This window comes from Streptomyces mobaraensis (assembly GCF_020099395.1).
Taxonomy (GTDB): Bacteria; Actinomycetota; Actinomycetes; order Streptomycetales; family Streptomycetaceae; genus Streptomyces.
Map to the genome: position 1 here is coordinate 6,209,627 of NZ_CP083590.1, position 23,302 is coordinate 6,232,928.

The 23,302-nt window shown below is 74.4% G+C and carries 18 protein-coding genes and 6 tRNA genes; 14 read left to right on the plus strand and 10 right to left on the minus strand.

Translation table 11 applies throughout. The features are described 5' to 3' along the window. Positions 1 to 82 precede the first annotated feature (82 nt). Positions 83 to 589 carry a GNAT family N-acetyltransferase gene (locus tag K7I03_RS27475; RefSeq protein ID WP_185945876.1) on the plus strand — a complete coding sequence of 169 codons (507 nt, stop codon included), beginning with the start codon at positions 83 to 85 and terminating at the stop codon, positions 587 to 589. A 118-nt stretch (positions 590 to 707) separates the two neighbouring features. Here the strand turns inward: K7I03_RS27475 and K7I03_RS27480 are convergent, their stop codons facing one another. Together K7I03_RS27480 and K7I03_RS27485 are read right to left on the minus strand one after the other, a co-directional pair. Further along, the gene (locus tag K7I03_RS27480; protein WP_185945877.1) at positions 708 to 1,133 is read right to left on the minus strand and encodes a hypothetical protein; all 426 of its coding nucleotides are present in this window, start codon (positions 1,131 to 1,133) and stop codon (positions 708 to 710) included. Positions 1,134 to 1,135: 2 nt separating this feature from the next. Then, positions 1,136 to 1,495 (minus strand): hypothetical protein, encoded by a 360-nt coding sequence (locus tag K7I03_RS27485; protein WP_185945878.1) that lies wholly within the window; start codon positions 1,493 to 1,495, stop codon positions 1,136 to 1,138. A gap of 477 nt (positions 1,496 to 1,972) precedes the next feature. Here K7I03_RS27485 and K7I03_RS27490 point away from each other — a divergent pair, with 477 nt between their 5' ends. From K7I03_RS27490 to cbiE, 5 genes are all read left to right on the plus strand, one after another. Next, on the plus strand, positions 1,973 to 3,028 hold the full coding sequence (locus tag K7I03_RS27490) for a methionine ABC transporter ATP-binding protein (RefSeq protein WP_185945879.1): 1,056 nt from the start codon (positions 1,973 to 1,975) through the stop codon (positions 3,026 to 3,028). Then, complete coding sequence (locus K7I03_RS27495; RefSeq protein ID WP_185945880.1) at positions 3,025 to 3,804, plus strand: methionine ABC transporter permease; 780 nt, start codon at positions 3,025 to 3,027, stop codon at positions 3,802 to 3,804. Before K7I03_RS27490 ends, K7I03_RS27495 begins: the two co-directional genes overlap by 4 nt. Positions 3,805 to 3,901: 97 nt before the next feature. Beyond that, the gene (locus K7I03_RS27500; RefSeq protein WP_185945881.1) at positions 3,902 to 4,771 is read left to right on the plus strand and encodes a MetQ/NlpA family ABC transporter substrate-binding protein; all 870 of its coding nucleotides are present in this window, start codon (positions 3,902 to 3,904) and stop codon (positions 4,769 to 4,771) included. 269 nt (positions 4,772 to 5,040) lie between these two features. Beyond that, the gene (locus K7I03_RS27505; protein WP_185945882.1) at positions 5,041 to 5,697 is read left to right on the plus strand and encodes a GNAT family N-acetyltransferase; all 657 of its coding nucleotides are present in this window, start codon (positions 5,041 to 5,043) and stop codon (positions 5,695 to 5,697) included. A gap of 142 nt (positions 5,698 to 5,839) precedes the next feature. After that, a complete protein-coding gene (cbiE, locus tag K7I03_RS27510) occupies positions 5,840 to 7,078 on the plus strand; it encodes a precorrin-6y C5,15-methyltransferase (decarboxylating) subunit CbiE (protein ID WP_185945883.1) in 1,239 nt (412 codons plus the stop codon). A gap of 215 nt (positions 7,079 to 7,293) precedes the next feature. On the opposite strand, the gene K7I03_RS27515 is transcribed toward cbiE, so the two are convergent. Next, positions 7,294 to 7,929, minus strand: a complete 636-nt coding sequence (locus tag K7I03_RS27515) for a hypothetical protein (RefSeq protein WP_224347760.1) — start codon at positions 7,927 to 7,929, stop codon at positions 7,294 to 7,296. A gap of 2,736 nt (positions 7,930 to 10,665) precedes the next feature. On the opposite strand from K7I03_RS27515, the gene cobT reads away from it, so the two are divergent. From cobT to K7I03_RS27540, 5 genes are all read left to right on the plus strand, one after another. Next, positions 10,666 to 13,011, plus strand: coding sequence for a nicotinate-nucleotide--dimethylbenzimidazole phosphoribosyltransferase (gene cobT, locus K7I03_RS34530; RefSeq protein WP_423229696.1), 2,346 nt, complete (start codon positions 10,666 to 10,668; stop codon positions 13,009 to 13,011). A gap of 306 nt (positions 13,012 to 13,317) precedes the next feature. Next, positions 13,318 to 14,583: a uroporphyrinogen-III C-methyltransferase gene (gene cobA, locus K7I03_RS27525; RefSeq protein WP_185945884.1), complete on the plus strand. Its 1,266-nt coding sequence runs from the start codon at positions 13,318 to 13,320 to the stop codon at positions 14,581 to 14,583. Between the two features lie 44 nt (positions 14,584 to 14,627). Continuing rightward, positions 14,628 to 15,452 carry a TrmH family RNA methyltransferase gene (locus tag K7I03_RS27530; protein ID WP_185945885.1) on the plus strand — a complete coding sequence of 275 codons (825 nt, stop codon included), beginning with the start codon at positions 14,628 to 14,630 and terminating at the stop codon, positions 15,450 to 15,452. Between the two features lie 144 nt (positions 15,453 to 15,596). Next, positions 15,597 to 16,616, plus strand: coding sequence for a terpene synthase family protein (locus K7I03_RS27535; RefSeq protein ID WP_185945886.1), 1,020 nt, complete (start codon positions 15,597 to 15,599; stop codon positions 16,614 to 16,616). Positions 16,617 to 16,624: 8 nt separating this feature from the next. Next, positions 16,625 to 18,346 (plus strand): nuclear transport factor 2 family protein, encoded by a 1,722-nt coding sequence (locus K7I03_RS27540; RefSeq protein WP_185945887.1) that lies wholly within the window; start codon positions 16,625 to 16,627, stop codon positions 18,344 to 18,346. 24 nt (positions 18,347 to 18,370) lie between these two features. Here K7I03_RS27540 and K7I03_RS27545 read toward each other — a convergent pair whose 3' ends face one another. After that, entirely contained in the window at positions 18,371 to 19,630 is a 1,260-nt protein-coding gene (locus K7I03_RS27545) for a protein kinase domain-containing protein (RefSeq protein ID WP_185945893.1), read from the minus strand. 632 nt (positions 19,631 to 20,262) lie between these two features. On the opposite strand from K7I03_RS27545, the gene K7I03_RS27550 reads away from it, so the two are divergent. Then, positions 20,263 to 20,481 carry a hypothetical protein gene (locus K7I03_RS27550; protein WP_185945894.1) on the plus strand — a complete coding sequence of 73 codons (219 nt, stop codon included), beginning with the start codon at positions 20,263 to 20,265 and terminating at the stop codon, positions 20,479 to 20,481. 194 nt (positions 20,482 to 20,675) lie between these two features. On the opposite strand, the gene K7I03_RS27555 is transcribed toward K7I03_RS27550, so the two are convergent. From K7I03_RS27555 to K7I03_RS27580, 6 genes are all read right to left on the minus strand, one after another. Next, a tRNA-Val gene (locus K7I03_RS27555) sits at positions 20,676 to 20,750 on the minus strand. A gap of 19 nt (positions 20,751 to 20,769) precedes the next feature. Further along, positions 20,770 to 20,844: transfer RNA gene (locus K7I03_RS27560), tRNA-Val, on the minus strand. 16 nt (positions 20,845 to 20,860) lie between these two features. Continuing rightward, positions 20,861 to 20,932 (minus strand) — tRNA-Val (locus K7I03_RS27565). Between the two features lie 20 nt (positions 20,933 to 20,952). Beyond that, a tRNA-Val gene (locus K7I03_RS27570) sits at positions 20,953 to 21,027 on the minus strand. 1 nt (position 21,028) lies between these two features. Then, positions 21,029 to 21,102 (minus strand) — tRNA-Cys (locus K7I03_RS27575). A gap of 33 nt (positions 21,103 to 21,135) precedes the next feature. Further along, positions 21,136 to 21,208: transfer RNA gene (locus K7I03_RS27580), tRNA-Gly, on the minus strand. A gap of 172 nt (positions 21,209 to 21,380) precedes the next feature. Here K7I03_RS27580 and K7I03_RS27585 point away from each other — a divergent pair. Beyond that, on the plus strand, positions 21,381 to 22,448 hold the full coding sequence (locus K7I03_RS27585; RefSeq protein ID WP_185945895.1) for a chorismate-binding protein: 1,068 nt from the start codon (positions 21,381 to 21,383) through the stop codon (positions 22,446 to 22,448). Beyond that, entirely contained in the window at positions 22,445 to 23,266 is an 822-nt protein-coding gene (locus K7I03_RS27590; protein WP_185945896.1) for an aminotransferase class IV, read from the plus strand. Before K7I03_RS27585 ends, K7I03_RS27590 begins: the two co-directional genes overlap by 4 nt. Positions 23,267 to 23,302: the final 36 nt, after the last annotated feature.

Consider the following 23,302-nt stretch of genomic DNA (forward strand, 5'->3'; position numbering starts at 1 on the left):
ACAGGCGCCACGGAGGCGACGTGTACCGCGGCGGCTCCTGTCAGACGGAACGTACGGGACTGACCAGGGGAGGCATGCGCACATGGGTATGAGCGTGACCATCGCGGCGGCGACCGAGGACGACGCCGAACGGATCCTGAAGCTCCAGTACCTCTGCTACCAGGGGGAGGCCGAGCTGTACGGGGACTACTCCCTCGACCCTCTGACGCAGACCCTCGACGAGCTGCGGGCCGAACTGGCCGCCGGGTGCGTGCTGGTGGCCCGGCTCGGAGAGGAGGTCGTCGGCTCGGTACGGGCCGCGGTCGACGCCGCGTCCGGCACGGCTGTGCTCAGCGGCCTCATCGTCCACCCCCGGCTGCGGCGGCACGGCCTCGGAGGCCGGTTGCTCGCCGCGATCGAAGAACGCCTCGCCGCGGACGGCTCTGTACGGCGCTTCCGCCTCGCCGTCGGGCGCCGGAGCGAGTTGACGCTGCGGCTGTGCAGGAAGCGGGGGTATGAGGCGGTGGGGACGGAAGTGGTCAGTAAGGCGCTGACGGTGGTGACGCTCGAGAAGTCGGCTGAGGTGGGGGAGCTGGCCGCGGCTGGGTGAGGGTCGCCCCGGTCCCTCCCCCAGAGGGGGCACCCCCATTCGCCGTTTCCTGGGGCGCTTCGGGGGTGCGGGGACCGGCCCCCGCGAGAAACGGAGAAAGGGCGGGACCGGGGCAACCTCACCGCGCAGCGGAAACCGGCGCCCGCCGCAACCACACCATCGCCGTCACCGGCAGGATCACCGGAATGAACAGGTACCCCATCCCGTAGTCCGACCACACGGTCGCGTCGGGGAACGCCCCAGGATCCGCGAGGGTCCACGTCCCCACCGTGAGTACCCCGAGCAACTCCAGCGCGCAGCACACCAACGCCACCCGCCGAGCCCCCTCCCCACCCCGCACCAGCGAGTACGTGATGAACGCGTACACCACGGCGGCGACAGCCGACAGCACGTACGCCAACGGCGCGTCCCCGAAGTGCAGAGCCATCTGCACGATGGACCGCGACGCCGCCGCCACGGTGAACACCCCGTACAGCCAGACCAGCAGTCGGCCCGGGCCCTTGCCCAGGCCGCCGCCCTCGGCGGTGGTGGCGGGTTCGGTCACGGTCAGCCTCCCCAGATGTCGTAGAGCCGTACCTGGAGTACGGCGAGGATGACGGCGCCGGCGGCCACGGTGGCGGACCCCCAGCGGGTGCGTTCGGCGAGTGACATGAATCCGGCGCCCGGCACGCACGCGGCGGCGCCCAGGAGGTACGCCACGAAGAGGGCGGTGCCCTTCACGGGCCGCTCGCCCCGGGTGAGCTGCACCACGCCGACGACCAGCTGGGCGAGGGCGAGGACGGAGACGACGGCCATGCCGATGAAGTGCCAGTCCTTGGTCGGCTGGTCGCGGTACGCGGCGTGGCCGCACCAGGCGGCGAGCGCGAGAGCGGTCACACCGACCGCGAGCGTCAGCGCGTCGATCACCGTGACCCCCGGGCGGCACCGGCGTGCGGATGGGGCGTGACAGGCATGGGGACGACTTTAGACGGCCCCCGCGCGCCCGCCGCGCCCGGCCCGCACTGTCCACGGGGTGACCGGAGATGTCCGCCATTCGGACAACCTTGGCCTGTTCGCGCGTACGTCTGTTTTACTTGCCCGCATGACCACGACGAGCACCCGCATCTCTGCGACCGAGGCGATGACGACGCCCGGTGCTGCTCGTCGCATGTGTCGAATGTGTGACCGCTGAGGGCCCCCGTTCCGAGCCTCGCGCCCCGAAGCGAGACCCGTAGAGCCCGCGTCCGCTCCCGGACCGCCCGCTCTCCACCCTCCGCGACACCGGATCCCCGCCACCGCCGTCGACGACGACGGCCGCCGACGGGGTCCCACGCCGCGTTCCGCAATGAATTCCCGTGCGCCGGCGCCCCACAAGCCGCGCACTCGACAGTGACGGAAACCCCTGTGATCACCACTACGGGCCTGACAAAGGTCTACCGCTCACGCGGCCGCGAGGTCACCGCCCTCGACGGCGTCGACCTGCACGTGCGGGAGGGCGAGGTGTACGGCGTCATCGGCCAGAGCGGCGCCGGCAAGTCCACGCTCATCCGCTGCGTCAACCTGCTGGAGCGGCCCACGTCCGGCACGGTCACCGTCGCCGGCGAGGACCTCACGGCGCTCGCCGGCCGCGGCCCGCGCGCCGGCGCCGCCCTCCGGCAGGCGCGCAGCCGCATCGGCATGGTCTTCCAGCACTTCAACCTGCTGTCCTCGCGGACCGTCCAGGCCAACGTCGAGCTCCCGCTGGAGATCCTCGGCCTGTCCGGCAAGGAGCGCTCCCGCAAGGCCCTGGAGCTGCTGGACCTGGTCGGCCTCGCCGACAAGGCCAAGGCGTACCCGGGCCAGCTCTCCGGCGGCCAGAAGCAGCGCGTCGGCATCGCCCGCGCCCTGGCCGGCGACCCCAAGGTGCTGCTCTCCGACGAGTCGACCTCCGCGCTCGACCCGGAGACCACCCGCTCGATCCTCCAGCTGCTGCGCGACCTCAACCGGCAGCTCGGCCTGACCGTGCTGCTGATCACCCACGAGATGGACGTCGTCAAGTCCATCTGCGACTCCGCGGCCCTGATGAAGGGGGGCCGGGTCCTGGAGTCCGGCACCGTCGCCGAGCTGCTGGCCACGCCCGGCTCCGAGCTGGCCGCCGAGCTGTTCCCCGTGGGCGGCGAGCCGTCCGGCCCCGACCGCACGGTCGTGGACGTCACCTTCCACGGCGACGCGGCCACCCAGCCCGTCATCTCGCAGCTCTCGCGCACGTACAACATCGACATCTCGATCCTCGGCGCCGCGATGGACACCGTCGCCGGCCGCCAGGTCGGCCGGATGCGCATCGAGCTGCCCGGCCGCTTCGAGGAGAACGTGGTCCCCATCGGCTTCCTGCGCGAGCAGGGCCTCCAGGTCGAGGTGGCGCCCGTGACCGCCGGTGCGGAGGCCGCGGCCGACGCCCTCCTTAAGGAAGGTGCCAAGTGACCTGGAACGAGATGCAGCCACTGCTGCGCGACGCCTGTCTCGACACCCTCTTCATGGTGTGGTGGTCCGCGGTCTGGACCGTCGTCGGCGGCCTGCCGCTGGGCATCCTGCTCTACCTCACCGACCGCGGCGGACTCCTCCGCAACCTGGTCGTCAACAAGGTCGTCGGCGCGGTGGTCAACATCGCCCGGTCCGTGCCGTTCATCATCCTGATCGTCTGGCTGATCCCCTTCAGCCGCATGGTCATCGGTACGTCGATCGGCCCGAGCGCCGCGGTCGTCGCCCTGGCCATCGGCGCCATCCCGTTCTTCGCCCGGTTGGTCGAGACCTCCCTCCGCGAGGTCGACGGCGGACTGATCGAGGCCGTCCAGGCGATGGGCGGCGGCACCTGGACGATCATCTTCAAGGTGCTGCTCCCGCAGGCCCTGGCCTCCCTCGTGGCCGGCCTGACCACCACCGTGATCGCCCTCATCGGCTACTCCGCCATGGCCGGCGCCGTCGGCGGCGGCGGGCTCGGCCAGGTCGCCATCAACTACGGCTACCAGCGGCAGGAGCACGGGCTGATGAACATCACCATCGTGCTGCTGATCGTCCTGGTCACCGTCGTCCAGCTGGCCGGCGACCTCGCGGTCCGCCGCCTCGCCCGCCGCACCGGCCGGCAGACCGCGCCCGGCGGCCTGTGGCGCCTGCGGACCGCCAAGGCCCCCAAGGCCACCGCGGACGTCCCCGCCCAGCGCACCGCCGACGAGCCGAAGGCGGCCGTCGACGCCCCCTGAACCTCCGCGGGGCCCGTCGACGGCCCCGGGGACACCACGAGCCCGGACCCTTTGCCGGGTGGCATCACCTCGTGAGAACAAGAAAGAGGCACTCTTCGTGCGTACCACCGTCAAGCTCTCCGCCGCCCTCGCGGCAGCCGCCGCGCTCACCCTCGGCCTGAGCGCCTGCAGCGCCCCCTCCGACACCTCCACGTCCTCCGGCAAGAAGGGCAAGGACGCCGATCCGGAGGCAAGACTCGTCATCGCGGCCAGCCCCACGCCGCACGGCGACATCCTCAACTTCGTCCGCGACCACCTCGCGAAGGACGCCGGCCTGAAGCTGGAGGTGAAGGAGCTCAACGACTACAACGTGCCGAACACGGCCACCCAGAGCGGTGAGGTCGACGGCAACTTCTTCCAGCACAAGCCGTACCTCGACGAGTTCAACAAGAAGAACAAGACGGACATCGTCCCCGTCGTCAACGTCGAGATCGAGCCGCTGGGCCTCTACTCCAAGAAGGTCAAGAAGACCTCCGAGCTCGGCGACGGCGCCACCATCGCCGTCCCCAACGACGTCACCAACGAGGGCCGCGCCCTCAAGCTGCTCGCCGACAACAAGGTCATCGAGCTCAAGGACGGCGTGGGCGCCGGCGCCACCCTCAAGGACATCAAGGACGACAAGGGCATCAAGTTCACCGAGATCGAGGCCGCCCAGATCCCGGCCCGCCTCGCCGACGTGGACGCCGCGGTCATCAACGGCAACTTCGCCATCGGCGCCAAGCTCAACCCGGCCAAGGACTCCCTGGCCCTGGAGAAGGCCGAGGGCAACCCCTACGCCAACTTCCTCGCCGTGAAGAAGGGCAACGAGCAGGACCCGCGCATCGTCAAGCTCGCCAAGCTGCTCAACTCCGACGAGGTCAAGAAGTTCATCGAGGAGAAGTTCAGCAACGGGGCCGTCATCCCGGCCTTCGGCCCCGCCAAGAGCTGACGGTCCGAACGGGCGGCTCACGGCCGAAACGGACGCCGGATCGCGCCGCCCGCCCTGCGCAGCGCAGGAACCGCCGGTACTCTCAGCCGTCTCGGCGGACGCAGGCCCCGCACACGCCACGCGTGCGCGGGGCCGCCGCGCTTGGCGCACCACTGTGGCCATACTGCATGCTGGTGCACCCGAGACCGGCGCGACCGCCGGGACGGAACCCGGCCACCCTCCCCGCGCCCGCACGGCGCGGGGGACCCCCTCCGGCGTTGGAGCAGCGCATGACTTCCACCTTTCCGGACATCTCCATCAGTACGGACCGGCTGGTGCTGCGCCCGTTCGACGCGACGGACGTCCCCGCGCTCACCGAGATGATGAACGACGAGCTCATCACCGCGTGGACGTCCGCCCCGCACCCGTACACCACCGCCGACGCCCGCGAATGGGTCCTCCGGACCGCCCCCGCCGAACGCGTCTCGGGACGCGGAATCGTCTTTGCGGTCACCGAGTTCCTCACCCACCGCCTCGTCGGCACCGTGCGCCTCCACCACACCGACTGGCACACCCTCTCCAGCGAGATCGCCTACGTCACCGCCCCCTGGGCCCGCGGCGAGGGCTACGCCTGTGAATCCGTCCTCGCCGTCGCCCAGTGGCTCTTCCGGGACCAGAAGTTCGAACGCCTCGAACTCCGCACCGCCGCCGACAACACCGCCTCCCAACAGGTCGCCCAGAAGATCGGCTGCATCAGCGAGGGCGTCCTCCGCAACGCCTGGATAGCGCGCAGCCGCACCGAGGACGGCGGCTGGACCGACATCCGCACCGACCTCATCGTCTGGAGCCTGCTCCCCGAGGACCTCGACGAGGTACGCGACCGGCACACCGGGGACGGCACCGGCTACGCCGCCGCGTTCCCCGGCTGGTCGCCCGGCTGGCGCTGACGCCCCCCGCGCGCAACCATCCGCCCCTCACTCCGGGCGGTGGTCCGGACCTGCCGGGGTACTCTCACCATGCCCGCCGCGGAAGCGGGCACCCCCACTGTGGACTTCCCCCTCCCGAGACACCCCCAGGAGACAGACGACGATGGCCGACCGGGTCACGGTGATCGGATGGGACGGCTCACCGCTGACGGAGGCGGCCCGCTCCGCCGTGGGCGCCGCCACCCTCGTCGCCGGAGCCGCGCACCACCTCGCGCTGCCCGAGATCCCGCCCGCCGCCGAACGCGTCCGGCTCGGCAGCGTCGACCTCGCCGCCCGCCGCATCGCCCGGCACCGCGGCACCGCCGTCGTCCTCGCCGACGGCGACCCCGGCTTCTTCGGCGTCGTCCGCGCCCTGCGCGCCCCCGAGCACGGCCTGGAGGTGGAGGTGGTGCCCGCCGTCTCCTCCGTCGCCGCCGCCTTCGCCCGGGCCGGCATGCCCTGGGACGACGCCCAGATCGTCGTCGCCCACAGCCGCGACCTGCGACGGGCCGTCAACGTCTGCCGCGCCCACCCCAAGGTCGCCGTCCTCACCTCGCCCGGCGCGGGCCCCGCCGAACTGGCCCTGCTGCTCGGCCCGGTCCACCGCACCTTCGTCATCTGCGAGCAACTGGGCACCGCCCGCGAGCGCGTCACCGTCCTGACCTCCGACAAGGTCGCCGACCACGCCTGGCGCGACCCCAACGTCGTCATCGTCATCGGCGGCGCCGGAACGGGCCCCGACGACGCCCCCGCCGCCCCTGGCCAGCGCGCCGGCGGCTGGATCGCCGGCCGCGACCCCGGGCGGCTCCCGGGCCCGCGCGGCTGGGCCCTGCCCGGCGACGCCTACGGCACCGTCCTCGGCGAGGGCGAGGGCACCGAACTGCGCGCCGCCCAACTCGCCCGGCTCGCCCCCCGCGTCGGCGACCTCGTCTGGGACATCGGCTCCGGCAGCGGCGCCGCCGCCGTCGAGGCCGCCCGGTTCGGCGCGGCCGTCATCGCCGTCGACCGCGACGCCGACGCCTGCGCCCGCACACTCGCCGCCGCCCGCCACTACGGCGTCCAGCTCCAGACCGTGCACGGCACCGCGCCGCACGTCCTGGAGGACCTGCCCGAACCCGACGTCGTCCGCGTCGGCGGCGGCGGAGCACCCGTCGTCGCCGCCTGCGCCGACCGCCGCCCCGAGGCCATCGTGGCGCACGCCGTCACCCGCGACGAGGCCGAGGCCATCGGACGGGCGCTCACCGAGGGCGGATACGCCGTCGAATGCACCCTGCTCCAGGCCGTGCGCCTGGACACCGCCGACTGGACCGAAGCCGAGCGGTCCGTCACCTTCCTGCTGAGCGGCCGCCGTCCGCAGCCGTGACCTCCGGGCCGTCCGCATCCATGACCCCGGGCCGCCCGCACCCGTGATCCCGACACGCCGTGCGGAAGGTAGGCTGGCGGATCGTTGTGCGGCGGCTCGGTGTCAAAGACCACAGTCACCAATGTCCGGAACGCCCCTCCTTTTTGGCGGTGCGCAGGGCAGGGTGGCACCGGGGCGGCACGCAACGTGCCGCGAGAGTTGGACGCTCGTTCTTGCTATGGGCGTGAGCGGTTGGAAGGAGCACTACCGATGGGCGAGGGGTACGCATGACCGACACCGGCCGGTTCCCGGATGAGGGACAGCCGGAGAACGCAGGCGCGACGCCCGGGCACCCGCTCACCGCGGACGCCGCGGCTCCTGCCGACACCGGAATCCCGGCACATCCCGCCGTCCCCCAGGCGCCCCGCGGGCGCCCCACGACGGGACCCTCCACGTACGCGTTCCTCGCCGACCCGGACGCCGCCGACGAGGACGACCTGCTCCTGATGCCGGGCGCCCAGGGCGCCTGGAGCGAGCAGCCGGCCCAGGGCGGCACCCATGAGACGGGCGGCCGGGACACCGGCGCCGCCGTCTTCGAAGAGGTCCGCACGCCGCCGGCCGCCCCCGCCGCGCCCCGCCGCCCGCTCCACATGGGCCCGCCCGACCCGTCGTCCAGCGGCGTCGTCCGCTCCCTCGCGGACCGCGGCCCGGCCGCCCCGCAGCAGCCGGTCGGCTCCCCGGTCCCGCACCCCCCGGGCTCCCCGGCCGCGGGCCAGGTCCCGGGCCCCGGCCTCGAATACCTCGACGCCGCGCAGGCCGACGCGGAGCCGGTGACCCAGCCGGGCATATGGGACGCCCAGCCGCAGCACCACGGGCAGGAGCAGGCCGCGGACGCGGCGGAGGCGGCGGAGGCGGCGGCCGAGCCGCCCGTGGCCTTCGTTCCGCCGCAGAACACGGGCGGGACCGTTCCGCCGCAGGGAGCGCCCGGTCCTTCCGCCGGCACGGCGTTCGCTGACGCTCCGTCAGGCGAGGCGGCGCCCGCGGCGACGGTGCCCGCCCAGGGCGCACCGGTGGAGGCCGTCGAGGCCGCGGCCCTCCCGCAGGAGACCGTCCCGCCGGCCCGTACGCCGGGGCCGGGGGAGACGGCGGCGGTGGATCCGGTGGACGCGACCGTTCCGGCGCCGGTGGATGTGGTGGACGCCGCAGAACAGGCCGGAACGCCCGCACCGGACGCGGTGGCGGCCGCCGAGACGCCCGCAGCGGCTGAGGCGGCCGAGGTGGTCGAGGCACTGGCGGCCGACGCAACGCATGCTCCGTCCGACACCGCGGCCGTCCCGCCGGGTGCGGAGGCGCCGCAGGCCGCTGCGGTCGAGACTGCCGCGCTTGAGACCACGCCCGCGCCGACCGGCGCCCCGGCGGAGACGCCCGTTCAGTTCGACGCGGCGGCCCAGGCGGACGCGTCCGTGTCGGAGGGCGGGCCGGCTCTGGCTGACATGCTCGTTCGGGGCGACGCTTCCGCCGTGTCCGGCTCACCCGTGCAGACCGACGCTGCGACGCAGACCGACGCTGCGACGCAGGCTGAGGCGCCCGTGCCGGGGGCCGAACCCGCGCCGGACGACGCGTCCGCGGCGACCGATGCGTCGGCTCAGACCGACGCCTCCGTACCGGTGGGCGCAGCCGCACCGGCTGACGCCCCTGCTCAGCCGGGCGTCTCCGCGCCGGCTGATGCGCTGGCACAGGCTGACGCCTCCGTGCCGGTGGGCGTACCCGCTCCGGCCGACGCACCGGTTCAGCCTGATGCTTCCGCTCCGACCGACGCGTCGATTCAGGGTGACGGCTCCGTGTCGGCTGACGCACCTGTTCAGACCGATGCCTCCACCCCGGCGGCCGGTGCACCCGTCCATTCCGGGGGGCCGATGGCGGCCGACGTGCCGGGCGAGGCGGACGCGACCGGGCCGGCTGACGCGCCGGGTGAGAACGCCGTTTCCGTCGTGTCAGGCACTCCTGTTGGGGCCGACGCCTCCGCCCAGGCGGACGCGTCCGCGTCGCAGGCCGTATCCGTCCCGGCTGACGCACCGGCCCAGGTAGCCACGTCCACGTCCTCTCAGACGGACGTCTCCGCGTCGGCCGATGCCTCTGCCTCAGCCGACGCACCCGTCCCGGCTGGCCCCTCATCTCAGGCGGACGCCTCGACCCCGGCGGACACGGCGACTTCGGCCGACGCACCGGCCTCGGGGGATGCTTCCGCCCAGGCCGGTCCGTCCTCTCCGACGGACGCCTCCACTCCGGCTGATACGTCCGCCCCGGCGGGCGCGCCCGCCCAGGCGGACGCCTCCACTCCGGCGGATGCTTCCGCGTCGGCCGGCGTTCCTGCCGCGGCCGACGGATCCGTCCCGGGGGACGTATCCGCCCCGGCCGGTTCGGCCCCGCAGGCGGACGCCTCCACTCCGGCGGATGCTTCCGCGTCGGCCGGCGTTCCTGCCGCGGCCGACGGATCCGTCCCGGGGGACGTATCCGCCCCGGCCGGTTCGGCCCCGCAGGCGGATGCCACCACTCCGGCGGACGCTTCCGCGTCCGCTGACGCTCCTGCCTCGGCCAACGCAGCTGTTCCGGCGGCCGCTTCCGCCCCGGGGACCACTTCCGTCCCGGCTGGTTCGTCCGCTCAGGCGGAGGTCTCCGTTCCGGCGGATGCTTCCGCGTCGACCGGCGTTCCTGCCACGGCTGACGCACCCGTCCCGGGAGGCGCGTCCGTCCCGGTCGGGTCGACCCCTCAGGCCGATGCCTCTGTCTCGGCGGATGCCGCCGCGTCGGCCGATGCTCCTGTCCCGGCCGACGGACCTGTCGCGGGGGGAGCTTTCGCTCCGGCCGGGTCGTCTCCTCAGGCCGACGCCTCTGTTTCGGCGGATGCCGCCGCGCCGGTCGACACTCCTGCCCCGACCGACGGATCTGTCCCGGAGGACGCTTCCGCCCAGGCCGGTTCGGCTCAGACGGGCGCCTCCATTCCGGCCGTTGCCACCGCGTCGACCGACGCTCCCGCGTCTGTGCCTGGGGACGCTTCCGTCCCGGCGGATGCCTCTGCCGCGGTCGGCGCACCTGGCCAGGTGGACGCGTCCGTCCCGGCCGGTTCGACCTCTCAGGTGGACGCTGCCGTCCCGGTGGGAGCGCCCGCGCAGGTCGGTCCGGACTCCCAGGCCGAGGCCCCTGTCCCGACGGAGGCCGCCGTATCGGCTGACGCTCCTGCCTCGACCGGCGCACCGGTCCCGGCGGACGCATCCCCGCAGGCCGGTTCGCCTTCTCCGGCGAACGCTTCTGCCGTGGCCGGTGTTCCCGCCCCGGCCAACGCCTCTGTCCCGGCGGGTTCGTCTTCCCAGACGGATGCCGCCGTCCCCGTGGATGCCTCTGCATCGGCCGATGCGCCCGTCTCGACCGGTGCTTCCGCCCCGGCTGACGCGTCCGCCTCAGCCGACGCCACCGCGCCGGCCGACGCCTCAGTCCCCGCCGACGTCTCCACCCCGCCCGGCGCTCCAGCCGACGCACCCGCCCAGGCCGACGCGCCCGCCCAAGCGGAGACTCCCGCCCCCGCAGGGGCCGTTGACCCCGCAGAAACCGTGAGCCCCGCAGAGGCGGCAGTCCCCGCAGCGGCAGCCGCCGCTGCGGAGGCCGTCGCCCCCGCGGAGGCTTCCGCCACCGCCGGGACACCCGCGCCCGCCGAGAACGCCATGTCCGCCCAGGGCGTCCCGCCCCTCCAGAACCCCGTGGCTGCCGAGACCGTTGTGCCTGCTCAGACTTCCGTGCCCGCCGAAACCCCCGCACAGCCGGAGGTCCCCGCGACGGCCGCCGTATCCGCCGTGACCGAAGGGGCGCCCGCCGCCTCCGACACGGCCAAGAACCCCGCCACCCCGGCAGCCCCCGCCGAGGCGTCCGCCGAGACCCCCGCCCCGGCCGAGACCTCCACCCCGGCCGAGCCCGCCGCCGAGGCGCCCGCACCCGCCGTGGCCCCGGACGGCGAGCCCGCCCCCGTACCGGCGCAGCCGGCCGGGCAGCCCGCCGAACCCGTCGCGGCGCAGCCGGCCGCCCCCGCTGCGGAGGAGGCGCCCGCACCCGTGCACCTCGCCCTCGTCCGCGACGACGAGCCGCAGACCGGCGAGCCCGGCACCGCCGAGCAGCCCGGCGGCGCGGAGCCCGCCGAAGAGCCCGAAGAGCCCCGCGTCCCCCTCGGCCCCCCGGCCGACGGCTTCGCCGCCGCCGAGCGGGAAGCCGTCCACCGCGTGATGCGCGAACGCCGCGACATCCGCAACGGCTTCCGCCCCGACCCCATCCCGCACGACGTCCTGCTGCGCGTCCTGGAGGCCGCGCACACGGCGCCGAGCGTCGGGCACTCCCAGCCCTGGGACTTCGTCGTCATCCGGTCCGCCGAGACCCGCCGGACCATGCACGACCTGGCCACCCGCCAGCGCGACGCGTACGCCGCCTCGCTGCCCAAGGGCCGGGCCAAGCAGTTCAAGGAAATGAAGATCGAGGCGATCCTCGACACCCCGGTCAACATCGTGGTGACCGCCGACCCCACCCGGGGCGGCCGGCACACCCTCGGCCGGCATACTCAGCCGCAGATGGCCCCCTACTCGTCGGCCCTCGCCGTCGAGAACCTCTGGCTCGCCGCCCGCGCGGAAGGGCTCGGCGTCGGCTGGGTCAGCTTCTTTGACGAGCGGGAGATGGTCCGCGAACTCGGCCTCCCCGAGCACCTGGAGGTCGTCGCGTACCTGTGCGTCGGGTACGTCGACGAGTTCCCGGGCGAGCCCGAGCTGATGCAGGCCGGCTGGTCCAAGCGGCGCCCGCTGTCCTGGGTCGTCCACGAGGAGACGTACGGCCGCCGCGCGCTGCCCGGCGAGGACCCGCACGACCTGCTCGCCGAGACCCTGCGCGGCATCCGCCCGCTGGACGCCAAGGCGCTCGGCGAGGCGTGGGAGCGGCAGAAGCGGATGACCAAGCCGTCCGGCGCGCTCGGCATGCTGGAGATCATCTCCGCGCAGCTGTGCGGCCTGTCGCGCAAGTGCCCGCCGCCCATCCCGGAGCCCGCCGCGGTCGCGGTGTTCGCCGGTGACCACGGCGTGCACGCCCAGGGCGTCACCGCCTGGCCGCAGGAGGTCACCATGCAGATGGTGACCAACTTCCTGGGCGGCGGGGCCGTGTGCAACGCGTTCGCCAACCAGGTCGGCGCGGAGGTCTGCGTCGTGGACGTCGGCGTCGCCGGCGACCTGCCGGCCCGCCCCGGCCTGCTGCCGCGCAAGATCCGCCCGGGCACGGACGACTTCACCGCCGGCCCGGCGATGACCCGCGAGGAGGCGCTGCGCGCCGTCGAGGTGGGCATCGAGACCGCCCGCGACCTCGTCACCGCGGGCAACAAGGCGCTCCTCACCGGTGAGATGGGCATCGCCAACACCACCGTGTCGGCCGCCCTGATCTCCGTCTTCACCGGCTCCGACCCGGGCGAGGTCACCGGGCGCGGCACCGGCATCAACGACGAGATGCACGCCCGCAAGATCGACGTCGTCCGCCGGGCGCTGGAGCTGCACCGCCCGGATCCGGCCGACCCGATCGGCGTCCTCGCCGCCGTCGGCGGGCTCGAACACGCCGCTCTCGTCGGCCTGATCCTCGGTGCCGCGTCGCTGCGCACGCCGGTGATCCTGGACGGCGTCAGCGCCGGCGCCGCCGCTCTGGTGGCCCGGGCCATCGCGCCCGAGGCGCTGGCCGCGTGCATCGCGGGGCATCGCAGCGCGGAGCCGGGGCACGTCGCGGCTCTGACGAAGCTGGGGCTGCGGCCGCTGGTGGACCTCGACCTGCGGCTGGGCGAGGGGACGGGCGCCCTGCTGGCCTTGCCCGTCGTGCAGAGCGCTGCGCGGGCCATGCACGAGGTGGCGACCTTCGACAGCGCGGGGGTTGCGGAGAAGGGGTAGGGGGCCCTGCGGGCGGCTGATGCCCCGGTCCCTCCCTTTCGCCGTTTCCTTCGGGGGCGCAGCCCCCGCACCCCCGAAGCGCCCTTCGGGCGCTGTCCTCAATCGCCGGACGGGCTGGATGGTGCCTGAGCGGGCACTTCCAGCCCGTCCGGCGCTTGAGGACGAGCGGCGAAGCCGCGACAAGCGGGGCGGGGCGCCAGCCCCAGGAGACGGCGAAAGGGAGGGCCCGGGGCGAAACCGCCCGCTAACAAAGCCCACGTAGGGTATGCCCAGCGCCCCTGACCAGCGAGGAGACCCGCAACCCCCATGGCCGAGCACCCAGAACCCGCCGCCTACCCCGTCGGACTCCGCCTGCGGGGCCGCCGCGTCGTCGTCCTCGGCGGCGGCCAGGTCGCCCAGCGCCGGCTGCCCGCCCTCATCGCGGCCGGCGCCGACGTCCTGCTCGTGTCGCCGTCCGCGACCGCGTCCGTGGAGGCCATGGCGGAGGCCGGCGAACTGCGCTGGGAGCGCCGCCGCTACCGCGAGGGCGACCTGGACGGTGCCTGGTACGCGCTGATCACCACCGACGACCCCGAGGCCAACCGGGCCGCGTCCGCCGAGGCGGAGGCCCGCCGCGTCTGGGCCGTGCGCAGCGACGACGCGGAGGCGGCCACCGCCTGGACGCCGGCCACGGGCCGCAGCGCGGGCGTCACCGTGGCCGTGCTCACCGGCCAGGACCCGCGCCGCACGGCGGCCCTGCGGGACGCCATCGTCGAGGGGCTGCGCGACGGTTCGATCGCCGCGCCCCACCGCCGTACCCGCCCGGGCGGCGGCCGGGTGGCCCTCGTCGGCGGCGGTCCGGGCGACCCGGACCTGATCACCGTGCGCGGCCGGCGCCTCCTCGCCGAGGCCGACGTCGTCGTCGCCGACCGGCTCGGCCCGCGCGACCTGCTCGACGAACTCCCGCCGCACGTCGAGGTGATCGACGCCGCGAAGATCCCGTACGGTCGCTCGATGGCGCAAGAGGCCATCAACGACGCCCTGATCGAGCACGCGAAGGCCGGGAAGACCGTCGTACGCCTCAAGGGCGGCGACCCGTTCGTCTTCGGCCGCGGCAAGGAGGAGGTGCAGGCCCTCGCCGAACACGGCATCCCCTGCACCGTCGTGCCCGGCATCTCCAGCTCGATCAGCGTCCCCGGCACGGTCGGCATCCCCGTCACCCACCGCGGCGTCGCGCACGAGTTCACCGTCATCAGTGGGCACGTCGCGCCCGACGACCCGAGGTCCCTCGTCGACTGGCCGTCGCTCGCGCGCCTCGGCGGCACCCTCGTGGTGCTCATGGGCGTCGAGCAGTGCGGCGCCATCGCCGAGACGCTCATCCGGCACGGCCGGTCCGCCGACACCCCGGTCGCGGTGATCCAGGAGGGCACGACCGCCGCCCAGCGGCGCGTCGACGCGGTCCTCGGGACGGTGGGGGAGCGGGTGCGGGCCGAGGGCATACGCCCGCCGGCCGTGATCGTCATCGGCGAGGTCGTGGCGATCGGCCGGGAGGCGGCCCCCTCCAACGCTGCCCCCTCGGACGCCGCCGGCTGAGCCTCCGTATCCCACCCCTACGCACCACGAGACACGTGAGCCCCATGACGCAGTCCCCCCAGGTCATCACCATCGACGACCCCGACGACCCCCGGCTCCAGGACTACACCGGCCTGACCGACGTCGAGCTGCGCCGTCGGCGCGAGCCCGCCGAGGGCCTGTTCATCGCGGAGGGGGAGAAGGTCATCCGCCGGGCGGTGGAGGCGGGTTACGGCATGCGTTCCATGCTGCTCTCCGCCAAGTGGGTGGACGTGATGCGCGACGTCATCGAGGACGCCCCCGCACCCGTCTACGTCGTGGAGCCGGAGCTCGCCGAGCGGGTGACGGGCTATCACGTGCACCGCGGCGCCCTCGCCTCCATGGCACGCAAGCCGCTGCCCGACGCCGCCGGGCTGCTGGCCACGGCCCGCCGGGTCGCCGTCATGGAGGCGGTCAACGATCATACGAATATTGGTGCCATTTTTCGGAGTGCGGCCGCCCTGGGCATGGACGCCGTCCTGCTCTCCCCGGACTGCGCGGACCCCCTCTACCGGCGGTCCGTCAAGGTGTCCATGGGCGCCGTGTTCTCTGTCCCCTGGGCCCGGCTGGAGAACTGGCTGCGCGACCTGGAGACGGTCCGGGCGGCGGGCTTCCGGGTCCTCGCCCTCACCCCGGACGCGCAGGCCACCGCGATGGACGCCGCCGCCCCGCACCGCCTGGAGCGGGTCGCCCTGATGCTCGGCGCCGAGGGCAGCGGCCTGTCCGCCAAGGCCCTGCGGGCGGCCGACGAGTGGGTGCGCATCCCGATGGCCCACGGCGTCGACTCCCTCAACGTCGGCGCGGCGGCGGCCGTCGCCTTCTACGCCGTGACGGCGGGGACACCGGAGTAGCAAGCGAGCCCCGGCCCGGCGGCCGGTGCGGCGAATCGTTTCCGCACCGGCCCCTCATGGGTACAGCCCGAAGCGGAGCGTCCGCTACACCGCTCGGCCCCGCACGGAGAGTGCCCTACGGCATCACCGACCACGGGAGGGCCCATGCCCGCCGACACCAGGATCCGCTTCCCCGCCGGCTTCCGCTTCGCCGTCAGCCCGCACCTGGAGGAGGCCCGGGATGGCAACCGGGCCTGGGCCCGGGCCCATCGGATGGCCGACGGGCCCGAGGCCACCGCCCTGTACGACTCCTGGGACCTGGCCCGGGTCTCGGCCTGCATGTACCCGTACGCCACCGGCCCCGGCCTCCGGCTCGTCACCGACCACATGGGTTTCTGGTACCCCTTCGACGACCAGTTCGACAGCCCGCTCGGCCTCGACCCGGCCGCCACCGCCCGCGCCTGCGAGGAACTGATCGCCGTCGTCCACCAGGGCACCACCGGCCCCCGGCCCACCGCCGCCGCCCGCGCCTTCGCGGACATCTGGCGGCGCGCCGCCGACGGCATGCCACCGGCCTGGCGCGCCCGCGCCGCCTACGACTGGGAGTACTACTTCGCCTCCTACGCCCAGGAATCGGCCGCCCGCCTGGCCGGCGCCGTCCCCGACTTCCCCACGTTCCTGCGGCTGCGGATCGGCGTCAGCGCCATGAGCGTCGTCTGCGACCTCGTCGAACGGATCGGCGGCTACGAGGTCCCGGCCGTCGCCTTCCACAGCCTGCCGCTGATCGAACTGCGGCGGCTCACCGAGGAACTGCCCTGCCTCGCCAACGACGTCTACACCCTGGACCGCGAGGAGCCGCGCGGCGACGTCGTCAACCTCGTCCTCGTCCTGGAGCGGGACGGGAACCGCTCGCGCGCCGCCGCGATCGACACCGCCTACGCGCTCGTCAACGACCGGCTGCGCCGCTTCGACGCCCTCCGGCGCGGCGTCCCCGCCCTCGCCCGCACCCTGGGCCTGGACGCCCCGCGGCGCGCCGCCGTCGAACGGTACGCCCGCGACCTGGAGTTCCTCGTCTCCGGCTACATGGCGTGGGGCGCCGACACCCGCCGCCACTTCCCCGAGACCGTCGTCCCCCCGGACCGGCCCGGCTACCCCGAGAACCTGCTGCTGCCCACCACACCCTGAGGCCCGCCATGGCACGCGAGGACCCGGCACCCGAGAACCCGGCCCGCGAAGACCTTGCCCCCGAGGACCCGGCCGCCGCGACCTACCGCCGGACCGGTGGTCTGACCGTCCGGGAGAGCGACGCGGATCTGCGCCGTGCCGGCCTGACCCGCGAACCGGAACCCTGGGAGGACGGCCTCCGCGAGACGCCACGGCCGGGCACCTTCGAATGGTGGTACTTCGACGCCGAGTGCGACGACGGCAGCCGGGCCGTCGTCGTCTTCGAGACCAAGCCCCTCGCCGCCTCCGCCGGCCCCCTGGCCCCCCGGCTGTCGCTGACCGTCCGCACCCCCGACGGACGCGTCCACGCCGGCCGCACCCGCCACGACCCGGCCTCCTTCCACGCCGCGCGCGACCACTGCGACGTCGCCCTCGGCCCGCACCGCGCCCACGGCGACCTCGTCCGGTACCGCATCCGCGCCGGAACGCCGTCGGCCGCCGCGGACCTCACCCTCACCTCGACCGCCCCGCCCTCCCGCGTCGGCACCGGAACCGTCACGCTCGCCGACGACCCGGGCCGCTACCTCGGCTGGCTGGTGGCCGTGCCCCGGGGCACGGTGGAGGGCCGGCTGTCGGTGCCCGGCCGGACCTGGCAGGTGCGCGGAACCGGCTACCACGACAAGAACTGGGGCACCCTGGACTTCGGCGCCGACCTCCGCGCATGGCACTGGGCCCGGCTGCACGCAGGCCCGTTCACCCTCGCCTGCGCCGAACTGCGCACCCCCGGCGGCGGCCGAACCCCGCTGCTCGTCCTCACCCGGGCCACGGAACGACTCGCGGCCACGGCCACCGGGGTCTCCTTCACCCCCCACCCCGGCGTCTCCCTCATCCGCCACTCCGGCCACGCGGACATCCGCTGGCACGACCGCGTCCACGCCCTCTTGGGCCCACCGACGGCCCTGGACCCACCCGGGAAACCAGGCCCCCACCCGTACCACCGCTTCACCACCCCGGCCGAACTCACCACCACCGCGCCCTACGCCCCCACGACGACCCCCGGTACGGCCATCGCCGAACACGCCGAGTTCTCCATCACCCCCGACCGGGCCGCCCCCGGGCAACCCGCCTCCGCCGCCCGCGCGGTTCGGGCCCCCGTCGCGCCCCCGAACCGGACTCGCGCCGGACCGCGCACTCCCGCCACCGCGCCGGACACACCCCCCACCCCGGCGGCGCCCCCGGAACGGCACGCCGCGACGAAGCCCGCCGATCCGGCCACGCCCCGCACCCCGACCGGACGAACCCCCGGCACCCACACGAAGGTTCCGGCCATGGACGCCCGTACCGCCGCCACCCGCCTGGCCCGTGCCTGGTCCGTGCCCGACTCCGCCGCCTTCGGCGCGCTGTTCGCCCCGGACGCCGTCTACACCGACGTCGCGGCCGGGCGCGCCCACCGGGGACGGACCGCGATCACGGCCTGGCACCGCGAGACCCGCGCCGCCACCCCCGACCTGACGGCCGAGATCGAGGACGGCTTCGGCACCGATGACGGGAGGGCCTGCGCGACCCTGCTCTGGACCGGAACTCCCGTGGCGGAACCGCCCGGACCGCCGTTCCGGGTGCACGCGGCGACCGTGCTCGCGCTCGCCCCCGACGGGTCGATCACCCGCTGTGCCGACTACTACGACCTGCTGGGCCTCGCCCGCGCGGGGCAGCCGCTCATGCCGCAGCGGCCCCCGGACACGCGGGGCTGAGGGCGGGTACGCAGGGGGCGGGGCTCACGTACCGCAGGAATCCACCGCGACCACGCACGACTGCTCCCGCCCCAGGTCCCGCCCCAGCCCCGACGACTTCTTCGGCCCGTCGCACCCCTGCGCCGCCGCGATGCCCAGGGCCACCAGCAGCGTCACCACCACGAAGACGATCAGCCGCTGCCGCAGCAGCCGGGGGTCGCCGCCGGTCCGGCGCCCCGCCGCGCCGGCACGGGCTCCCGTACGGGCACCGGGCCGCGGCCGGCTCGCGGGCCGGGCGGCCGGCCGGTCGGGGCGGGGCTGCCGCAGCGGCCGGGTCGCGGGCGGCCGGGCGGGGGAGGAGCCCCCCTGCGCGGCCGCCGCCGGGCGCGGCTCCGTCGGCTGGTGCGCGTGGTCCGCGGCCCGCCGGTCCGAGGGCCGCTCGGGCTCGCGCCGCGACGGCACCCGACGGCCGTCCGGCAGCCCGTGCGCCTCGCGCGCGGCGATCTCTTTCAGCCGCAACGACAGCTGGAGCGTGCTCGGCCGCTCCTCAGGGTCCTTCGCCAGACAGGCGAGGATCAGCGGCGCCAGCGCGTCCGGCACCCCCAGGAGCTGCGGCTCCTCGTGCACCACCCGGTACAGCATGACCTCCGAACTGCCCTGCCCGAAAGGGGAGTCCGCGGTCGAGGCGTACGCCAGGGTGGCGCCCAGGGCGAAGACGTCCGTCGCCGGCGTGACCGTCGCGCCCCGGACCTGCTCCGGCGCCAGGAAGCCCGGCGAGCCGACGGCCGTGCCGACGTGCGTCAGGGTGCTGGCGCCCGTCGCCCAGGCGATGCCGAAGTCGATGATCCGCGGGCCCTTGGGGGAGAGCAGGATGTTCGACGGCTTGAGGTCCCGGTGGACCACCCCGGCGTCGTGCACCGCGAGCAGCCCCTCCGCCAACGCCGCCCCGATGGACGCCGTCTGAGCCGCCGACAGGGGCCCTTCCTCGGTCACCTTGTCGTGCAGCGAGGGCCCGGGCACGTACTGCGTCGCGAACCACGGCCGCTCCGCGTCGAGATCGGCGGCCACGAGGCGTGCCGTACAGCCGCCGCGGATGCGCCGCGCGGCGGACACCTCGCGCGCGAAGCGCGAGCGGAACTCCTGGTCCTCGGCGAGATCCGGCCGGATCACCTTCAGGGCCACCCGCTGGCCGCGCTTGTCCGAGCCGAGGTACACCACGCCCATGCCGCCCGCGCCCAGCCGGCGGTGAAGCCGGAACGAGCCGACGACACGCGGGTCCTCGCGCCGGAGCCGCATCATCGTCATCTTCATCCCCGCTGCCGGTCCGTCTGACGAGCCACAGCTTACGGATTGACGGGCGGCCGTGCTGAGAGGCCGCGCATGCGTCGGCGATCGGATGACCGCTTCCGCCGCGCGCCCGCGCCCGCCCGCTCCCCGGCGCCCGCCCCGCGCCCGTCCGCCGCCCGCCGACCGCCAAGCTCCGCCAGCCACCCGGGGTTTGACGGGCCGACGGCCCGCTCCCCGCCGGCCGGCGCCCCCGGGCCGCCCGCCGCTCGAACACCTGACACCCCGTCGGTCCGGGTGCCACGGCCGAAGGGAAGCGGACGTGAGGCAGATCACCCCACCGTGGTCCCCTGGGGGAGAACCCGGAGGCCCGCCCCCGGGCGATCCCGGAGATCCGCTCCTCTGTTCTCCACCCAGGGGAGTACCGACCCGGCCCCTCCCTCCTCCTCGCGGAGGCGGTGCAAGGGGTACGAGGGCATGACGCCCGGCCCCCTCCCGGCCGCCTAGTGTGGATCCCGAGCGGCGGGCGCAACACTCGTCCCCCGAGGTCGGAACGCCCGCCGCTGTCACCATTCGGCACGCCCGGCGGCCCGCGCACAGCGGGGCCGCGTCGGGCGGGGGCGGGTCCGAAGGGACCGGAAGGGAGGGGCGCCATGGCCCAGGCGGTACGGCGCGCGACCCGCGCGCCGGGGCGGACGGACGTCCACCGGAGCCTCCCCGACCTCCCCGGCGGCCGCCCCGCCGACAACCGGCACCCTCTGGTCGCGCTGGCCATAGTGCTGCCCTGCGCGGCGGTCCTGGCCGTCGCCTTCGGCGGCTGGGATGCCGTCGTCACCCAAGCGTCGTCCGTGGCCGGCATGCTGGGGCGCTGAGCGCTCCGCTCCCGGAAGAGCGGTCCGGGTCGGGGACGGGCCGGCCATAACCCCGTGGGGACGGGGGTGCGGCGGACGGCATGACGGGCCGGGCACCTGGGGAGGTGCCCGGCCCGTCCTTTGCGGAAAACTCGTCGGTGACCTGCGGAAACGGCCGGAGGCCGGAGCTCGAAGCCCCGGCCTCCGGCCGATCGTGGTGCGCGATACTGGGATTGAACCAGTGACCTCTTCCGTGTCAGGGAAGCGCTCTCCCGCTGAGCTAATCGCGCGGAAGGTCCGTGAAGACCTTGGTGGACGATACTGGGATTGAACCAGTGACCTCTTCCGTGTCAGGGAAGCGCTCTCCCGCTGAGCTAATCGTCCGGGAGGGTGTGCTGCGTGCGCGATACTGGGATTGAACCAGTGACCTCTTCCGTGTCAGGGAAGCGCTCTCCCGCTGAGCTAATCGCGCGGGAAGGTCCGCGAGGACCTTGGTGGACGATACTGGGATTGAACCAGTGACCTCTTCCGTGTCAGGGAAGCGCTCTCCCGCTGAGCTAATCGTCCTTGGAGGTGGAGACGGGATTTGAACCCGTGTAGACGGCTTTGCAGGCCGTTGCCTCGCCTCTCGGCCACTCCACCAGGAGTGCGGGGGTCGGGAAGATCCCCCACTCGAGCGGACAACGAGACTCGAACTCGCGACATCCACCTTGGCAAGGTGGTGCTCTACCAACTGAGCTATGTCCGCACACATCCTCCGGACCATGATCCGGAAGCTGCCCCGCCGTTTCGCTTCCGCGTCCCGGCGACGTGTTGAACTCTAGCGGATTCCCGCGCCAGCTCAAATTCCGTTTCCGCAGCGTGCTGCCCTCTTCCTTCACCCGGCTCAGCGCCGGGGACCGGCCCATAGACTCGATGACGTGCATGACCTCCCTCCGATGGCCCGCTTCGGCGGCCTCCTCGCCACCGATCTGCGCGACGTCACCAGCGACCCCGAGGCCCTCGACTCCCGGGGCTGGTGGGCCGTGGTCGCGGACTTCGAGGGAGACGTACGGTGCGCCCGCTTCGGCGACGTGCGCCCCGCGCCCCTCCCCGCCCCCGGGCGCTGGCGCGGCCCCGCACCCGAGGCGTGGACCAGCTCCCTGGACCGGGACGCCTACCTCGCGGGCGTCCGGCGGATCCGCGAGCACATAGCCGCCGGCGAGGTCTACCAGGCCAACCTCTGCCGCGTCCTCAGCGCGCCGCTGCCCGACCCGGACCACGCCGACGTCGACGCCCTCGCCGCCCACCTCGCGGCCGGCAACCCGGCCCCGTACGCCGGCACCGTCCGCCTCCCCGCCCACGGCACCGAGGTGGTCACCGCCTCGCCCGAGCTCTACCTGCGCCGCACCGGCCGCGTCCTGGAGTCCGGACCGATCAAGGGCACCGGCCGCACCGCCGCCGACCTGCTCGACAAGGACCACGCCGAGAACGTGATGATCGTCGACCTGGTCCGCAACGACCTGGGCCGCGTCTGCGCCACCGGATCCGTGACCGTCCCCGCGCTCTGCGCCGTCGAACAGCACCCCGGCCTCGTCCACCTCGTCTCCACCGTCCGCGGCGAGCTCGCCGAAGGCGCCGGCTGGATGGACCTGTTCGCCGCCACCTTCCCGCCCGGCTCCGTCACCGGCGCGCCCAAGGCCAGCGCCCTGGAGATCATCGAACGCCTGGAACAGGGCCCGCGCGGCCCCTACTGCGGCGGCATCGGCTGGGTCGACGCCGACCGGGGCACCGGCGAGCTCGCCGTCGGCATCCGCACCTTCTGGATCGACCGCACCGCCCCCGGCGGCCCCGTTCTCCGCTTCGGCACCGGAGCGGGCATCACCTGGGGCTCCGACCCCGAGGGCGAATGGGCCGAGACCGAACTCAAGGCGGCCCGGCTGCTCGCGATAGCGTCGGGCACCCACAGCCCGACCACCCACAGTCCGACCGCCGGGAGGCAACGGTGACCGTCTGGCTCAACGGGAAGCTCGTCGAGGAGGACGCCGCCCGCGTCTCGGTGTTCGACCACGGCCTCACGGTCGGCGACGGCGTCTTCGAGACCCTCAAGGTCGTCGACGGCCGTCCCTTCGCCCTCACCCGGCACCTGGCCCGGCTCGCCGCCTCGGCCCGCGGCCTGGGCCTCCCCGCGCCCGACGCCGACGAGGTACGCCGCGCCTGCGCCGCCGTCCTCGACGCCCACCCGCTCGCCCTCGGCCGCCTCCGCATCACCCTGACCGGCGGCCTCTCCCCGCTCGGCTCCGACCGCAGCGCCGCCGACACCACCCTCCTCGTCGCCGCCGCGCCCATCGCGCTCCGCCCCACGGCCACCGCCGCCGTCACCGTCCCCTGGACCCGCAACGAACGCGGCGCCCTCACCGGCCTCAAGTCCACCTCGTACGCCGAGAACGTCGTCGCCCTGGCCCGCGCCAAGGAGCGGGGCGCCACCGAGGCCCTCCTCGCCAACACCTCCGGCGCGCTCTGCGAGGGCACCGCCACCAACGTCTTCGTCGTCCTCGACGGCGAGCTCCACACCCCGCCGCTCGCCTCCGGCTGCCTCCCCGGCATCACCCGCGCCCTCGTCGTCGAGTGGACCGGAGCCCGCGAGACCGACCTGCCCATGGACGTCCTCGACCGCGCCGACGAGATCTTCCTGACCTCCAGCCTCCGCGACGTCCAAGCCCTCCACACCCTCGACGGCCGCCAACTCCCGGGCGCCCCGGGCCCGGTGACCGCCGAGGCCATGCGCGTCTTCGCCGAACGGTCGGCCGCGGACATCGACCCCTGAACCGGGGACGGCCGAGGGAAAAACCGGCGACATCCG

What these genes read in the sequence shown, in the direction of transcription:
- K7I03_RS27535 (WP_185945886.1), top strand. Translation starts at nt 15,597, where the DNA reads ATGCCCGCCGACACCAGGATCCGCTTCCCCGCCGGCTTCCGCTTCGCC.
- K7I03_RS27550 (WP_185945894.1), top strand. Translation starts at nt 20,263, where the DNA reads ATGGCCCAGGCGGTACGGCGCGCGACCCGCGCGCCGGGGCGGACGGAC.
- K7I03_RS27540 (WP_185945887.1), top strand. Translation starts at nt 16,625, where the DNA reads ATGGCACGCGAGGACCCGGCACCCGAGAACCCGGCCCGCGAAGACCTT.
- K7I03_RS27545 (WP_185945893.1), bottom strand. Translation starts at nt 19,630, where the DNA reads ATGACGATGATGCGGCTCCGGCGCGAGGACCCGCGTGTCGTCGGCTCG.
- cobA (WP_185945884.1), top strand. Translation starts at nt 13,318, where the DNA reads ATGGCCGAGCACCCAGAACCCGCCGCCTACCCCGTCGGACTCCGCCTG.
- cbiE (WP_185945883.1), top strand. Translation starts at nt 5,840, where the DNA reads ATGGCCGACCGGGTCACGGTGATCGGATGGGACGGCTCACCGCTGACG.
- K7I03_RS27475 (WP_185945876.1), top strand. Translation starts at nt 83, where the DNA reads ATGGGTATGAGCGTGACCATCGCGGCGGCGACCGAGGACGACGCCGAA.
- K7I03_RS27530 (WP_185945885.1), top strand. Translation starts at nt 14,628, where the DNA reads ATGACGCAGTCCCCCCAGGTCATCACCATCGACGACCCCGACGACCCC.
- K7I03_RS27505 (WP_185945882.1), top strand. Translation starts at nt 5,041, where the DNA reads ATGACTTCCACCTTTCCGGACATCTCCATCAGTACGGACCGGCTGGTG.